Source organism: Vreelandella sp. 21 (assembly GCF_050995515.1).
GTDB lineage: Bacteria > Pseudomonadota > Gammaproteobacteria > Pseudomonadales > Halomonadaceae > Vreelandella > Vreelandella alkaliphila.
This window is the reverse complement of sequence record NZ_CP194673.1, coordinates 2,570,837-2,586,522: the sequence shown is the minus strand read 5'-3', so window position 1 is coordinate 2,586,522 and position 15,686 is coordinate 2,570,837. Positions and strand designations below refer to the sequence as shown.

At 49.9% G+C, this 15,686-nt stretch carries 14 protein-coding genes; all 14 read left to right on the top strand.

All coding sequences use genetic code 11. The annotated features are described in order from the left end of the window. Positions 1-133 precede the first annotated feature (133 nt). The 14 genes from ACN06F_RS12060 (at position 134) to ACN06F_RS11995 (ending at position 15,683) form a co-directional block, all read left to right on the top strand. Positions 134-964, top strand: a complete 831-nt coding sequence (locus ACN06F_RS12060; RefSeq protein WP_038486011.1) for a thymidylate synthase — start codon at positions 134-136, stop codon at positions 962-964. Beyond that, the gene (locus ACN06F_RS12055; protein WP_038486008.1) at positions 961-1,500 is read left to right on the top strand and encodes a dihydrofolate reductase; all 540 of its coding nucleotides are present in this window, start codon (positions 961-963) and stop codon (positions 1,498-1,500) included. The genes ACN06F_RS12060 and ACN06F_RS12055 overlap by 4 nt, the downstream gene beginning before the upstream one ends. A 23-nt stretch (positions 1,501-1,523) precedes the next feature. Next, positions 1,524-2,411 carry a ProQ/FINO family protein gene (locus ACN06F_RS12050; protein ID WP_433923988.1) on the top strand — a complete coding sequence of 296 codons (888 nt, stop codon included), beginning with the start codon at positions 1,524-1,526 and terminating at the stop codon, positions 2,409-2,411. A gap of 263 nt (positions 2,412-2,674) precedes the next feature. Then, positions 2,675-3,739 (top strand): porin, encoded by a 1,065-nt coding sequence (locus tag ACN06F_RS12045; protein WP_271912239.1) that lies wholly within the window; start codon positions 2,675-2,677, stop codon positions 3,737-3,739. Positions 3,740-4,533: 794 nt separating this feature from the next. Beyond that, complete coding sequence (locus ACN06F_RS12040) at positions 4,534-5,853, top strand: polysaccharide biosynthesis C-terminal domain-containing protein (protein WP_038485999.1); 1,320 nt, start codon at positions 4,534-4,536, stop codon at positions 5,851-5,853. A gap of 18 nt (positions 5,854-5,871) precedes the next feature. Continuing rightward, positions 5,872-6,546 carry a WecB/TagA/CpsF family glycosyltransferase gene (locus ACN06F_RS12035; RefSeq protein ID WP_415965399.1) on the top strand — a complete coding sequence of 225 codons (675 nt, stop codon included), beginning with the start codon at positions 5,872-5,874 and terminating at the stop codon, positions 6,544-6,546. 3 nt (positions 6,547-6,549) lie between these two features. Next, the gene (locus ACN06F_RS12030) at positions 6,550-7,200 is read left to right on the top strand and encodes a glycosyltransferase family 32 protein (protein ID WP_120386654.1); all 651 of its coding nucleotides are present in this window, start codon (positions 6,550-6,552) and stop codon (positions 7,198-7,200) included. A 40-nt stretch (positions 7,201-7,240) separates the two neighbouring features. Beyond that, entirely contained in the window at positions 7,241-8,527 is a 1,287-nt protein-coding gene (locus ACN06F_RS12025; protein WP_271912246.1) for an O-antigen ligase family protein, read from the top strand. A 2-nt stretch (positions 8,528-8,529) separates the two neighbouring features. Continuing rightward, entirely contained in the window at positions 8,530-9,933 is a 1,404-nt protein-coding gene (locus ACN06F_RS12020; RefSeq protein WP_120386657.1) for an undecaprenyl-phosphate glucose phosphotransferase, read from the top strand. A gap of 13 nt (positions 9,934-9,946) precedes the next feature. Then, on the top strand, positions 9,947-10,945 hold the full coding sequence (gene galE / locus ACN06F_RS12015; protein WP_433923987.1) for a UDP-glucose 4-epimerase GalE: 999 nt from the start codon (positions 9,947-9,949) through the stop codon (positions 10,943-10,945). A gap of 107 nt (positions 10,946-11,052) precedes the next feature. Continuing rightward, entirely contained in the window at positions 11,053-12,327 is a 1,275-nt protein-coding gene (locus ACN06F_RS12010; RefSeq protein WP_433923986.1) for an O-antigen ligase family protein, read from the top strand. Between the two features lie 262 nt (positions 12,328-12,589). Beyond that, complete coding sequence (locus tag ACN06F_RS12005) at positions 12,590-13,012, top strand: DVU3141 family protein (RefSeq protein WP_120386659.1); 423 nt, start codon at positions 12,590-12,592, stop codon at positions 13,010-13,012. Between the two features lies 1 nt (position 13,013). Next, on the top strand, positions 13,014-14,738 hold the full coding sequence (locus ACN06F_RS12000) for a polysaccharide biosynthesis/export family protein (RefSeq protein WP_120386660.1): 1,725 nt from the start codon (positions 13,014-13,016) through the stop codon (positions 14,736-14,738). Positions 14,739-14,873: 135 nt separating this feature from the next. Continuing rightward, positions 14,874-15,683: an ABC transporter permease gene (locus ACN06F_RS11995; protein WP_433923985.1), complete on the top strand. Its 810-nt coding sequence runs from the start codon at positions 14,874-14,876 to the stop codon at positions 15,681-15,683. Positions 15,684-15,686: the final 3 nt, after the last annotated feature.

Genomic DNA, 15,686 nt, shown 5'->3' with positions numbered 1-15,686 from the left:
TAGATTGACATTAAAGGTTTTGTAGCGCGTGGTAAGCGCAGCGCACCCGCGAAAGTGGTCTAATTAGGCTCGACCTACCCCCCTATACCAGCCTAGAATACCCAATTACATTGCCTGTTAATCTGGAATTTCTGTGACTGCAATAACGCCCATGCCGAAAGAAGCGCTAGAACAGCCGTATCTCGACCTAATGCGCACCGTAATGGAGCAAGGCGTGGATCGGGATGATCGCACTGGTGTTGGTACGCGCTCAGTGTTTGGTCATCAAATGCGTTTCGACCTCTCCCGTGGTTTTCCGCTGCTAACCACTAAAAAGTTGCACCTGCGCTCTATTATTCATGAGCTGCTGTGGTTTCTTAAAGGTGATACCAATATCGGGTATCTCAAAGAGCATGGCGTACGTATCTGGGACGAGTGGGCCGATGAAAACGGTAATCTTGGTCCGGTCTATGGTTATCAGTGGCGTAGTTGGCCGAGCCCCAATGGCGGTAGTGTCGACCAGATTGCTAATGTGTTGGAGCAGATTCGCAAGACGCCTCAGTCACGGCGACTGATTGTTTCAGCCTGGAATCCAGGTCAAGTTGATGAAATGAAATTGCCGCCTTGCCACTGTTTGTTTCAGTTTTATGTGGCTAATGGGCGTTTATCGTGCCAGCTTTACCAACGCAGTGCGGATATTTTTTTAGGTGTGCCGTTTAATATTGCAAGCTATGCGCTACTGCTCAGCATGGTGGCGCAGGTAACTGGCCTGGAGCCCGGCGAGTTTGTACATACGTTGGGTGATGCCCATCTTTACAGCAATCACCTAGAGCAGGCTCGGGAGCAGTTGAGTCGCACGCCTAAAGCGCCACCGCGACTGTCGCTTAACCCTCAGGTAACCAATCTGTTTGATTTCACCTTTGACGATATCAATATCGAAGAGTATGAGTCGCACCCCCATATCAAAGCGGAGGTGGCAGTATGAGTCAGCAGCAACATGCTTATGATCCCCTGGTGCCGATAGCGATGATTGTGGCGATGGCCAAAAACCGGGTGATTGGGGTCGAAGGTAAGTTACCTTGGTACCTACCGGAAGATCTAAAGTTCTTCAAGCGCATGACTCAAGCTAAGCCGCTTGTGATGGGGCGCAAAACCTACGCATCAATAGGTAAACCGCTGCCCAATCGGCTCAATATTGTAGTAACCCGTGATCCAAATTTTGCCGCCGAAGGCGTGCGGATATGTCATGAGCTACCAGCAGCATTGGCATTAGCCGACCAGCAGGCCACCATTGAAGCAGCAGAAGAAATTATGGTGATGGGAGGGGGAGAAATTTATCGACAAGCGCTTCCTCATGCCCAGCGCCTCTATATCACTGAAGTGGATATTGATGTCGATGGTGATGCCGTTTTCCCCGAATTCTCCATGGATGAGTGGCAGGAAGTTCAGCGTGTCGCGGGCAAGCCAGCAGAAGGGCAGCCTCAATACGACTTTGTAGTCTATGAGCGGATCGCCGACTGATCAGCGCAAAGAAGGAGGGGGTTATGGCCGCAACAGTACTGGATCTGCTAGAAACATTGGAAACGCACCTTGAGCAGACCAAAGCCGCATTGAACGCGTTGCGTGAAGAGAACGAAATGCTCAAAAGGCAGTTGGCAAACCAAATGCCCCAGACCCAGCCGCCTTCGCAGCCGCTACAAGATCCAGCCCAGTCTGATGTGTCTGCCGTTGAGCCGTCTGCAGTAGATGCAAAGCCCTCTTCAGAAAAGTCCGACTCAATGGCCGTAGAGCAAACGCCAGAAGAAGCGTTAGCCTCAAGGTCCATGAGTGAAGAGAAAGCAACGGCAGAAACAGTAACGGCAGAAACAGTAACGGCCGAAACAGAAGCTGCGCCGCAGCCACCCTCCCCGCAAGCGCTTTTGCGTCAGTGGTATAAACGCTATCCGCACGCGTTTTTCACTGGACATACTAAACCGCTAAAAGTGGGCATTCATCAGGATTTAGCCCAGCGAGAACCCTGGTCGGGGAAGTTGATTCGTCGAGCATTAGCTAACTATGTGAATTTGCCACGCTATGTGAAATCCATGCGAGAAGGTGCTGAGCGAATCGATTTGGATGGAAACCCAGCAGGCAAAGTCGATAAAGAAGCGGCGCGACATGCCAGTGAGCGGCGAAAAGATAAGCAAGACAGCAATACACCAAAGCAAGCGCAGTCTTCAGAAAATAGAAAGTCGCAGCAATCTTCAAAACAGTCTTCAAAACAAGCATCGAAACAAGTGCTTCAAAAGGCACCAAATAATGCTACCCCCGCAGCTATGAAAGAGCATGAGCATCGGGGGATGAATGAAGCGAAGGAAAAAGTTGAAGCAGCTAAACCGCTTAGCTTAGAGGATAAATTAAGAGGGCTTCAGCAGAAATTTACCGGGCGCTGAGACCAGTCAGTTACTCATGGGTTCCTTAAAAAAATGCAAATCGTAAAAAAACACTGTTTTTTTCTATTGCGTTCACTGGAATCCCAGTATAGAGTTTGACCTGCGAGCATTGGACTATAACAAGGCTTAGTTGAGGACATGCCGCATACCACCGGGAAAAACCGGAGGATGGCATAAAGAGCATGGCCCGCAAGCCAGCTGCAGACTTCACAATAAGTTTGCGGTAACGATCGAAACAGTAAGCTAGTTAAGGAACCTACATCATGAAAAAGACACTTTTAGCGACTGCTATCATTGGCGCCCTCGGTGCCTCTGCTGCCGCTCAAGCAGCTACCGTTTATGACCAAGACGGCACCAAACTCGACGTCTATGGCCGTATCGCCATGGGTATCGCTGGTGGTGGCCCCGAGTTCAACGACAAAGGTCAAGAAATTGACAAGAGTCCGGAATTTGTTGATGTCTATTCTCGCCTCGGCCTGCGTATGAGCCAAGAAGTTAACTCTGACCTGACCGCTTTCGGTCGTTTAGAGTGGCGCTTCCGTGGTGACGAGCGTTACACCGAGTCTGGCTTCACTGAAATTCGTCAGAGCTACCTAGGTCTGCAAAGCAAGCAGTACGGTACCGTTCAGGCTGGTAACTTTGACGCTTTCTACAACCAGTTTGTTTCTCTGCCGTTCGATGTTTACATCGATCGTGGTCTAGAATTCGCTGGCCATACGAAACAGTCGCGTGGCGACTCTATCGGTTACTACACGCCTGATCTTCAAGGCTGGACTGCCTTCCTGCAGCTGAAACACTACAGCGAGCGTGGCGAACTTGAACCAGTTCGCGAAGAAGGTAACGTAGTTGCTGCACAAGGTGGCGTACGCTACGAGCAAGGTCCTGTCACTGTAGCTCTTGGCTTCGTTGACGACGTTCAGCGTGGTGGCGGTAACGGCGAAATGCTGGGTGGTCTGATCGGTTCTTACGCCGTTAATGATCAGCTGTCAGTTCGTTTAGGTTACGAAGGTCGTGAAAACAACTCCGACTTGCGTCTCCGTGAAAACGGCTACGACAAGGTTGGTGTTGGTGCGACTTACACCACAGGTCCTTGGGCGTTCACTGGTGACTACTACCACGTCAGCCGCGATGGTATCAGTCCTGAAGGCGAAGAGAACGATAACAGCAACGCTTGGTCTCTGGGTTCTTACTACAAAGTTTCCAGCGCGTTTGATGTTTTCGTAGAAGTTGCTGATGGCGACGCACCGTCTATCAATCGTGACGAAACTACTCTGAGCGATCTGACTGACAACGTTTACTGGCTAACAGGCGCGCGTTACCACTTCTAAGCTTGGCTCTATCGCCATGCTTAGCAGGTAACCCCTGTAAGTGATATAGAACCGGCCTCATTGCGAGGCCGGTTTTTTTATTAGTTAGATTTAATAGCAGCATAGTGGAATGCAAGTTTTAAAATCATGGTCGTCTTGAGGCGAGAGAAGCAATGAGATAAAAACTACCTATCTGGCGGTTTGTTCAGGTCAAAGCTATGGAAGATGCGCTGTCAAAAAAAGTAATGCCTAAAGACCAGAAGGCGATTGCGCGCCCCCTGGCTAAGCACCTCTAATCAGTGTGAGTGCCCTGCAATATGATACCTATCAAGCGTATACTTCCCCACGTAAGCAGCTCGCTACTAAAGCATGGTCTTATGTCTTGTTGAGATAGGTTTTTGAGATAGATTTCTGAGATAGGTTTTCTGGAATCCTTGCTGCGCTTGAAATCGTCCTTATGTATAAGACTAAAAAATGATCTCCTGAAGTGCGGGATTCGTTTATTTGCTGATGGCAAAGAGATTTCATTGTGTGCTAGTGAGCTATTTTATGAATATTTTTATGGTAATTGTTAAATAATCAATATTGGGGAAGGAGGTGAACGAGCAAGCCTAATCAGAGGTTTACCAAGGTTTGTGAGAGCTTGTTTGTCTTCTTAAATAGAGGCGGTTAATTTAAAATAGTGGAAGATCACTGCATCTGATCTGCCTGCTCAGCAAGTATTTAGATATAAAAATTTATTGATGATGTAAATTTTGCGATAGCAATCTAAACCAACCATTAAGTCAATTTTTTGATTGACTCAAGAGTTCTACATGATTAATAGAGTATTGAAAAGCCAGCTTCTTACAACGTTGGGAGCAAGGGGGTTGGCAGCAGGCGGTACTTTCCTGCTTTCTTACGTGTTGGCCACGTTTGTTAGTATCCAGTCTTTCGGTGCTTTCATGTTATGCCTCTCGATTATGATTGGTATGCAGGTTTTTGCCAGCCTGGGAACTGATCGGGCCACACTCAAATATATGGGGGTGGCTACTTCTAATAATAATCGCCAAGAGGTCGCGTGGATTTACAAACATGCCATGACGGTTAACGTATTGGTGGGAGTCCTGCTGGGCGTAGTGCTGTGGATATTAGCCCCTAGTGTGGCAAGGATGCTGCTTTCATCAACCGAGCACGCCGTTGAGAGCCTACGTATTACCGCGCTATTGTCGCCGCTATACAGTGTGATTTATTTATGCAACTTTCTGATGAAAGGGTGGGGCAAGGCTAATGTTTCCTGCCTGTTCGAAATAGGGTGTATCTCTATAGTGCTCAGTGGCGTTGTAATTATATGTGCTTGGCTGGGTATTCCGTTGGGTGCGCGGGCACTAATTTCTGCGCTGGGCGTAATCCTGGTAGTGTACCTGCTGGTGGCGTTGTGGGCAGTCTGGTGGCTGTATCGACGCAGCACGCTGGTCGAAAGTGAAAGTGTCAGCTTTAGCCAAGACTTCTACCGCCATTTGCCTGACTTCCTGTTGGTAGGCATCATCTTCTATTACACTCAATGGGGGGTTGGGTTGGTGCTAGGTGCCTTCCATAGTGAAAGCGACGTAGCATTGTTTAGTCTTGGGCTGCGGCTGGCTATGATCATCGGTTTCATCCTGACGGTATATGACAGCATTCTAGGGCCGCGCTTTTCTCGACTTCAACACGAAGGGAATGGCGAAGGGCTCAAGCAGCTTGCTCAGAAAAGCGCCTTCCAAATGACCTGCTTTGCCTTGCTGCCTGCGCTGGTATTCATTATCTGGCCCGAAGCTGTGCTTGCCCTGTTTGGCAGCGATTACAGCGGTGCTGCAGGCGTAGTAAGAATTCTCGTGATCGGACAGTTGGTCAACGTAATGACTGGCTCGGTCATATTGCTGCTTTTAATGGCTGACCAGCAGCGCGCAGCGCGGAATATACTGATCTGGTCGGTGGTAGTAGGGGGCGTTGCCTCGCTGGTACTGATACCACGTTACAGCGCAGAGGGGGCGGCTTACGCGCTGCTGCTGTGCCTATTGATTCAGAACGTCGTGGCGGTCTACGTGGTGAAGAAAAAGTTCGGTTTCCTGATGACCGATTGGCGTTTCGTCATAGCGCCGCGAAACCGAGCTTAACAATGATGGTGAACTAAAATGATTAGACTTGAAAGGGAATTTCACCTGGAAGAAGGGGTTGATTACAGCTTTATTAATCCATTTTCTCTAGGCATTGTGGCGCAAAGTCTGAGCGAGCAAGAGTGCCGACAGATTCGCTTTTACGCCGACGGTATTGCTGTAGTGCTCTATGTCCGGCTGTTCAAGGGCAAAAAGATCGAACGTACCAGCTTCGACGATACCTCGATTGCCCCATTGGTGTTAGGGCATGCACAGGCCTTGCAGAAGCGCGTTGCGCTAGTGGGCGGCACGGAAGAGAACATTCTTCAGGCGGCTGAGCTGTTGGTGCAGAAATATCCTGGCCTGGAGATCAGCTACGTACGCTCAGGCTTTTTTAGCTGCGAGGAGGAGCGCCAACAGAGCTTGGTGAATGCTGCCCGTGCAGACATCGTCATCGTAGGAATGGGCGCAGGCAAACAGGAGCGTCTGCTGCTGGATCTGCGCGCTGCCGGCTGGCAAGGCACCGGTTTCACCTGTGGCGGCTATCTAGATCAGTTCGTGCAGGCCAAGGGGCAAGATTACTACCCTGCCTGGGTAGACCGCCTCAACCTGCGCTGGCTATACCGAATGATCAAAGAGCCCAATCGGTTGCTGAAACGCTACCTGAAAGACTACCCTCGGTTTTTGATCAAATACGGCAACAAAATTGAGTGAATCATGATTCCTAAAAAGATCCATTTTTGCTGGTTTGGCGGCAACCCCATGGGCACGCTCTACAAAGAGTGCATCGCCACATGGAAAGAAAAAATGCCTGACTTTGAGATCATCGAGTGGAACGAAAGTAATATTGATAAAAATATTCCCTTTGTTCGTTACTGCCTGGAAAACAAAAAATGGGCGTTTCTTTCTGACTACATTCGGATGTATGCCTTGAATGAGCAAGGGGGGATCTATCTCGATGTGGATATGGAGGTGGTGAAGTCCTTGGGTCCTTTATTGAATCATCCCTTTTTCATTGGTTATGAAGATGAGGGAAGGATCGGGGCCGGAGCCATTGGCGGTGTACCTGGGCATCACTTCTTCAAAAACGCTATGCAGCTTATCGAGGAACGGCATCAGAAAAAGAAGCCTTACTTAATTGCACCAGAAGTGGCCAATGCATGCATTGCCAAAGAAGACACAGATACTGTCATCTTGCCTTGGCCACTGTTCTACCCTTATAACCCCTATGCAAAAGTGCATGACCGAAAGCAGCTGCTCTATCGGCATGTCACTGATGAAACTTATCTCATCCACCACTGGGGAAAGGGGTGGAAGATGAGCCTTCCCGAAAAGATATTAAGAAAATTGTCTAAAATGATGAGCTAAAAGTACTATGCCTATAAAAATAGATCACAAAGGAAATGTAATGTTTCCCAAGGTTGCCATTTTGCTTTTAAGTATTTGGCTATTTTTGGTTAATGGTAATCTTGATCAAAGGATTTTGTCAGGTGTGTATCTGCATGGCGCGATGATACTTGTGCTTACTGGCTTTTTGGTGTTGTTTCTTTTTGATCGATTTGATATTCCGTTGCCCATGGCTTTTTTTCCGGTCTTTTTTCTCTACATGTATTTTGTTTCTCTTTTTAATGGAGGTGATATATATGCCATAGCTAAAGTTCTAGTTTTTTTTGTGGTGGTTTTGATAGCGTCATACTGTGCTTCAAGGATGAGTGTTGAGGTTTTTTTAAAGACGCTTGTCATTACTCTATTCACACTATCATTTGTTAATTTTACAGTTATCATCGCAATTCCTGAGATAGGCGTTGATGTTGGCTTTTTTGAAGGTGACTGGAAAGGGGTTTATGACCAGAAAAACTCCCTGGGAAGGCTGGCTTCACTGCTGACGATTGCTTCTTTTTTACTTTTTTTGTTAAGTAAGGACTTTGGAGTTCGCCTTTATTCTTTTTTGTTTACTGTGGCGGCAGTTTTGTTTACGTATCATAGTGGTTCAAGGACCGCTTTAGCAAGCGCTGTCATCGTTGCTGTTCTGATAGTTGGTTTCTGTTTTTTAATGTATGTTTATAGTCGTCCTATTAAGGATAAAAAGCTATTTACTTCAATTTTGATGGCTGAGGCAGCGTTATGTTTGTTCTTTGTTTTAAGTAGTGTTTATGTTGTTGACTTGCACACGAGCTATGATGGTATAAGTGTTATGGGGCACTTTGTGTCCTTGACTGGCAGATTGACGATCTGGGATTTTGCACTTGAAAATTTATCAGGGATTAATGCCTGGCTAGGTTACGGGTTGGACAACTTCTGGACATTCGAGCGTTTTAGTACGATTGGTCCCATGCAAGGTATGGGAGATTTCTACCCGCATGATAGCCATAGCGGATATATAGATATATTGATTCAAGGAGGATGGTTGGCAGCTTTTGCATATTTCTGCTTCGTGCTTTTTATAATTTATCTTTTCTTTTACGGAGGACTTTCTCCGCAGGTAAAGCTCTGCGCTTTTGGTTTTTTTGCTCTTTTCTTTTTTTCTAATCTAACTGAGTCATATGTGACAAAGTCAACCAATATAGTCAATTTTCTATTCGTTTACGCGGTAGGTTTATGTTTGTTTAACTCTGTTCAGATGAGGGGTAGGAGGGTTTTAAAGTTACGTGGTTATGTTGCTGTGAAGAATATGCGATTATTTGGGAGTAAGTAACGATGAGTAAGCAATCTTCTGCTAGTCGAAGAGGTGTAATCTTTTCCGAGCGCTATCCGCCCAAAATCATCTTCCCAGTGTTCGATGTTGCCATCGTCGTCCTCTCGGGGGTACTGGCGTACCTGCTGCGTTTCGAGACTGTTCACCTGCATGAGCGTTACGTACTGGCGCTTGCGTGCATGTCCTTGCTGGTGGTGGTGGCCAACAGCTCGACGGGTAGCTACAAGCGTTGGCGTATCTCATCCACCTTTTATATTATCACTAAGTTGATGCTGGTCTGGCTGGTGATTGGCATCATCGTCACCTCCGCTATTTACTTTGCTCACGCCGCAGAGCGCTACTCGCGGCTATGGGTAGGCCTTACCTTATTATTCTCTTTCGTGCTGACCGCCAGCGCCCGAGCACTGGTGCAGTATGGATTACGGCGTATTCGCATTCGCGGTGGCGCGCGCCGCCCGGTTTTTCTGGTGGGGCCTGCCAAGAATGTGCTGCACGTGGCGAGGGGCATGCGGGCGGCCTCTTGGGAAGGGCACTCCATTGCGGGTATCGAGCGCTTAGGTGATGAAGCGCCGAATCAAGAGGACCTGGAGCGCATCGCCAGCCGCATCAGCGATGCGGGCGCCGCCGAAGTGTGGATCTGTGTACCGCTGGAAATGGGTGAGACCGTGCATGGCCTCTTCTATGCATTGCGCAACCACACCGAAGAGATTCGCCTGATCCCGGAATTCAAAGACATGCGCCTACTCAACCACCGCACCAGCGAAGTGGCGGGTCACTTGGCGATCGACCTCAGCGTATCGCCCATCAACGGCATGGCGAGTATCGTCAAGCGCGCCGAAGACATCCTCGTCGGCAGCATGATCACGCTGATGATCCTCCCGGTGTGCATTGCCATTGCCCTGGCGATCAAGCTGACCTCGCCCGGTCCAGTACTGTTCAAGCAGCATCGCACGGGTTCCAACGGCAAGATGTTCAAGGTCTACAAGTTCCGGTCAATGAAGGTACATCAGGAGAAGGACGGTGCCGTCACACAGGCCACCAAGAATGACGATCGCCTAACCCCGATAGGCGCCTTCTTACGCGGCACCTCCCTGGATGAGCTGCCGCAGTTCTACAACGTATTGCAAGGGCGCATGTCTATCGTCGGCCCGCGCCCCCATGCGTTGGCCCACAACGAGTACTATAAGGAGCTGGTGGAGTCTTATATGCGTCGGCACAAGGTGAAGCCCGGTATTACCGGTTGGGCTCAGGTCAACGGCCTACGTGGAGAGACCGAGACGCTTGAAAAGATGCAGCGACGGGTCGAATACGACCTGTGGTACATCGACAACTGGTCGGTATGGCTCGATCTCAAGATAATTTTCATGACCGTGTTTAAAGGCTTTAAACATGCCAATGCCTACTAACCGGAGCCTCTAAATGATCCTAGTGACAGGTGGCACAGGCTATATTGGCTCGCACATCGCCGTTGAGCTGCTGGAAGAAGGTCACACGGTAGTACTGCTGGACGACCTTTCCAATAGTGTGGCTTCTGTAGTACCGCGTATTGAAAAAATCACCGGGCGCACAGTTGCGTTCTACCAGGGCGATGTGCGCGATGCCGCACTGCTGGCTACTATTTTCGAGCGCCATTGTATCGAAGCAGTGATTCATTGTGCGGGCCTGAAGGCTGTGGGCGAAAGCGTTACCCAACCGCTGGCGTATTACAATATCAATGTATACGGCACTATTGCGCTGTGCCATGCCATGCATAAGGCTGGTGTTAAAAAGCTGATCTTTAGCTCATCAGCCACCGTCTATGGCGTAGAAGCTATCCCGCCCTACGTGGAAACCATGGGGCGCGGCAGCTGTACCAGCCCTTACGGTACCTCCAAGGCAATGGTTGAGCAGGTGCTGGAAGATCTGTGTGTCAGTGACTCGGAGTGGTCTGTGGCTATGTTGCGCTACTTCAATCCCATTGGGGCGCACCCCTCGGGCATGATCGGCGAGTCACCTCAAGGGGTTCCCAACAACCTGATGCCCTATATCAGCCAAGTGGCGGCAGGCGTACTGCCCGCGCTGCAGGTCTACGGCAATGACTACCCCACTGAAGACGGCACTTGCGTGCGCGACTACCTGCACGTGGTTGATCTCGCTGCCGGGCATCGCGCTGCGCTTAAGGCACTAGAAATGCCGGGTGCCCGCCACTACAACCTGGGCACGGGGCAGGGAGTGTCGGTCAAGCAAATGATTGATGCTTTCACCCAGGCCACACAGGTGCCCGTGGCTTTCCGCTATGCACCTCGGCGCGATGGTGATCTGGCTGCTTTCTGGGCCAGTGCTGAAAAGGCGCAGCAAGAGCTGGGCTGGCAAGCTACCAGAACTCTCGACGATATGATGATCGACACCTGGCGCTGGCAGCAGCAAGCAGCCTCATGAGGTAATGCCCGTCAAGTGAACTCCTGGCGAGCAACGTCGTTGCCTGTGCTACTATCGGCTTCCTTAATGAATTGCCGCCTCAAGGCCATGAAAGGAAGCCAGTTTCAATGTTGTCAACGCCCAGTTTTTCGTCACCAACAGGCAGTCAGCCCCCCCAGCTATTCACCGGCGTGGCCGTCTTTTTATTGGCCGCCATCGCACTGGTGGTGCCCAGCGGTTACTCACTGGGTGCGTTACTTCTGGTGCTGGCGGGTCTAGTGCTTATCGCCCTTCGCAGAGTTCCCATTCTGACGCGCCAGGACGGTGCCATCATCGCCGTGCTACTGGCTTATGCAGCTATTGCGATGTTGGAAGCTTGGCTGGATGGTCAGGGTGGTAAAGGCTTCGACAAGCCTAGCCGTTTCATCCTGGCCATTCCGGCCCTCTTCTGGGTGCTGCGCTACCCCCCAAACTTGGCTTTTCTTTGGAGCGGCATCGCCGTGGGGGCGATCAGTGCTGGCACCTGGGCCGGATGGCAGAAGCTATTCGAAGGAGTAGATCGTGCCCAGGGGCATACCCACGTTATCCAATTCGGTAACCTAAGTATGTTGCTTGGGGTGCTTTGTTTGGCGGGGCTTGGATGGGCAGTTGTTCAGCGACAGCGCAACGTGTGGGTGGTTTTCATGATGCTGGGTGCGATGGGCGGCATACTAGGCTCGCTATTTTCAGGTAGCCGAGGGGGGTGGGTAGGCTTTCCTATCGTATTGATGGTGCTATACCGTGCTTATGGAACAGGGTTTTCACCGAAGCTAAAGGTCGCGGCTGTAGTTGCGGTGTTAATTGCCGGTGTCGCGGTCTATGCCGTGCCTCAGCTTGGTGTGCAAAGTCGTGTTCATCAAGCGTTCAATGATATCAATTTGTATATCTCTGGTGAGAACCGTTCCACCTCGTTGGGTTCTAGGTTTGAAATGTGGCGTGGAGCTACGTTGTTAATTCAAGAAAAACCGTTAATAGGTTGGGGAAGCAATGGCTACGAGCAGGCGATGGCAGCGCTGGGGGAAGAGGGCGTTATTGAGCAAGAGGCCGCTTCGTACGGCCACGCACATAATGAATTTATAGATGCTTTTGCCAAGCGTGGTTTGATTGGCTTGTTTGTTCTATTAGCGCTCTACATCATTCCAATGCGCTTGTTTGCTAGGCAGCTAGGTGCCGACAATTTAGCAATTCGATCCATTGCTACCGCGGGCGTGCTGTTCTCAGTCACCTATATCGACTTTGGCCTCTCTCAAGCGTTCTTAACTCATAACAGCGGTGTGATGATGTATGCTTTTTTACTAGCCTCGTTTTGGGGTATCTATGCAAATCTTACGAGAGAAGCAAGTCATACCAAGTTCCAAAGTTGACTTTTAAGTCGTTGATCCCGTAACAAAAAAAGCCAGTTCTTACAGATCTGGCTTTTTTTATGTGTTTCATGGGTAATGTGGCAAAATTTAATGAATTAACTGTATAAGGTTTGTCAACGTAGAGCCTCGCCAGTTAATCCCTTACAATGGCTCCGCTTTGATAGCACAGGTTAACCACTTTTTTAAGCCGCACAGCGTAGGGCAAGGGAATGCGCCCGTTAGAATCCCTGGGCGGTAGCGTGCCTTTTTACTGGAAATCATCATGTCAAATAGCCCATTTTTTCTAACGCGGCCAGCTCGCATGCTGCTGGCAGCGTTAAGCGTTGCCGTAGTAAGCGGCTGCGCTACCTATCCCAATAGCACTCAACAGCAAGCGCGGTATGTGCTGAATACCGACTCAGCTAAACTGCTGAGTGACGACAACCTCAATGGCTTTTTATCTCAAGCACCTGCTGGGGCAGTTATGAACCTGGTGCGCAGCCCTTGGGGTGATAACGTCGAAATCGTTGCAGACGCCCCTTACCTTGCGGCCAGTGGTAGAGCGTGTCGACAGCTGCGGGTAGTAGAATCAGGAAGTGGCGCTGCACGCATCGCGCTCACCTGTGAGACTCCCAATGGTTGGGTTAATCAGCGAGTGCTAAGCCAAAGCACTTCCGCGACATCCACTGCAGCACAAGGGCGCTAAAATGAACGCTATTCGTCTTCTTAAACGGCTCTCGTTTAAACGCCCTCTTGCCGTTGCTTCGCTGGTTATTATGAGTAGTGCCGTAAGCACGACGGGCTGGGCACAAAGCATTAGCCTACCTAATACTATTTTGCCGGAAGGGCAAACCCGTGAGCAGCAAGAACAGGTAGATGATACGCCACGTGCCGATTGGCGTAGCGGCACCTATGGGCCCGTCAGCGCACAGCCGCAAAACCCAGATGAATTACCCCCGTTCGGGGCCAACCTGTTTAGCGGTGGCTTTCGTGGCGCGATGGGTGATGGCTTGAATGCTAGCTACCAAGTAAAGCCCGGTGATCAAATTACCGTGCGTGCCTGGGGTGCGTTTGAGTTTGAGCGCGTGTTACCGGTGGATGCTCAAGGCAATATCTTTATTCCTGGTTCTGGCCCATTAAATGTAGAGGGCCAAAACAGCCAGCAGGTAGAGAGCAGTGTGCGCGGTGCCATCACATCGGTTTACCCAGAAAACGTACAAGTTTACACCAACGTGCAGGGTGTTCAGCCCGTTGCTGTTTTTGTCACCGGGTATGTTGAAAATCCAGGCCGTTTCGCAGGCACACCGAACGACTCAGTACTCTATTTTCTTGATCAAGCAGGCGGTATCGACCAAGACTTGGGTAGTTACCGGCAAATTCGTGTAATGCGAAACGACCGTACGGTTGCCACGGTCGACCTATACGACTTTCTTATCAATGGTTCTATTGCTCGGCCGCAGTTTGAAGATGGCGATACCATTGTGGTCGAAGAGCGCGGACCGGCGATTGCGGTGGGGGGCGATGTGCACCGCGAACACCGTTATGAATTACTGGGCAATCAGTTAAGCGGCGCTGAGTTAGTGAATCTGGCGCGCTTAAGAAGCGGTGTTTCCCATGTTCTGCTACGCGGCAACCGTGAAGATGGGCCTATTGCACAATATTTCCCTATCGACATGTTCTACGGTCAAACCATTCGTAGTGGCGATGAAGTCCTGTTCAGCGCCGACAAGCGTAGTGAAACCATCGTGGTTGAAGTGGAGGGCAGCTACTATGGGCCTTCACGTTACGCGTTACCCCGCGATGCACGCTTAAGCGAACTGCTAGATGCCATCCCCGTACCGGAAAACATGACCGCGGTGGAAAGTATCTCGCTACAGCGTGAAAGCGTTAGGCAGCAGCAAAAGCAGTCTATGGAAGACAGCCTGCGTCGCTTAGAAACTACCTATCTCAGTGCTGAATCCAGCACTAATGAAGAAGCGCAAATTCGTGCCCAAGAAGCCGAACTAATCCAAAACTTCATTGAGCGTGCCCGCGAACTAGAGCCTAGTGGCCGTTTAGTGGTCGCCTATAACGACCAAATTTCGGATATTCGCCTGCAAGATGGTGACGTCATCACCATTCCTGAGTTGAGCGATTCGATGCTCATTAGTGGTGAAGTGCTCGTACCCCAAGCCGCTGTTTATCGCCCTGGCATGAACGTGATTGACTACATCGAAAGCGCTGGTGGTTTCACTAACCGCGCAGATGAAGACCACATTCTAGTGGTTCGTCAGAACGGCGCGGTAGAAAATGCCCGCAACGTTAACCTGCGCCCTGGCGATGAAATTCTGGTCATGCCTGCCGCACCTACCCACAACCTGCAGCTAGCATCTACGCTCACGCAGATTCTATTCCAAATTGCTGTCGCCACCCGCGTCGCAGTTGATCTGTAACGGCTCTAGCCACGGAAGACATGGTAAGCACGGATAAAACTAAAGATTATTCTTTTGACCTTGTCCGTGTTTTCAGTGAGTGTCCGTGGCAAATTAAAAGCCGCATAACCTATTTCACTTTCAAAAAGTAGAGCTATGGCAAATGTAAAAGGCGCGCCTAAGGGCGCCCGTACGCCTTGGCAAGTTACCCGTAGCGTTTGGTACGCCATGTTCGTGCGCGAGGCGCTCTCCCGCACCATGGGCGATCGCATGGGCTGGTTCTGGATGATCTTTGAACCCGTCGCGCTCGTCAGCATTATGGTAGGCATGCGCAGTTTTGTTCGCGGTGGAGGTTTTATTGCAAATGCTGATTTTATTCCTTGGATGATCGCAGGCTTGATGGGGTTCTTCCTGGTTCGTGAAGGGATGATAAGAGGTATGGGGGCAATTGACGGTAATAAAGCGTTGTTCGCTTACCGTCAAGTACAGCCGATTGATCCGGTTTTAGTGCGTAATTTTCTGGAAGGATCACTACGCAGTTTGGTTTTTCTGATTTTTATTGGCGGTGGATTAATGCTGGGGTTGGATCTTTACCCAGATAATGCGATCCGCGTGATGGCCGCCTGGTTGTCACTTTGGAGCTTAGGGTTGGGTTTAGGGCTGGTAACGTCTGTTATTGCAACACTGGTGCCTGAGATCGGTATTGTCATTCGGATGATTTCGCTGCCGCTATTAATCGTTTCTGGCGTTATTTTGCCACTAAATAGTCTGCCTCATTGGCTGCTGGAATACTTAATGCTGAACCCAATCCCTCATGGGTTAGAAACACTTCGCTTAGGCTTTTTTGAAAACTATAAAGTGGTGCAAGGTACCAGCATGCTTTACATGTGGTTGTTCACGTTTACTTTAATATCGCTAGGGCTACTGATGCACCTGCGCTTTGTTGATAAGTTAAAGGCAAAATAATTC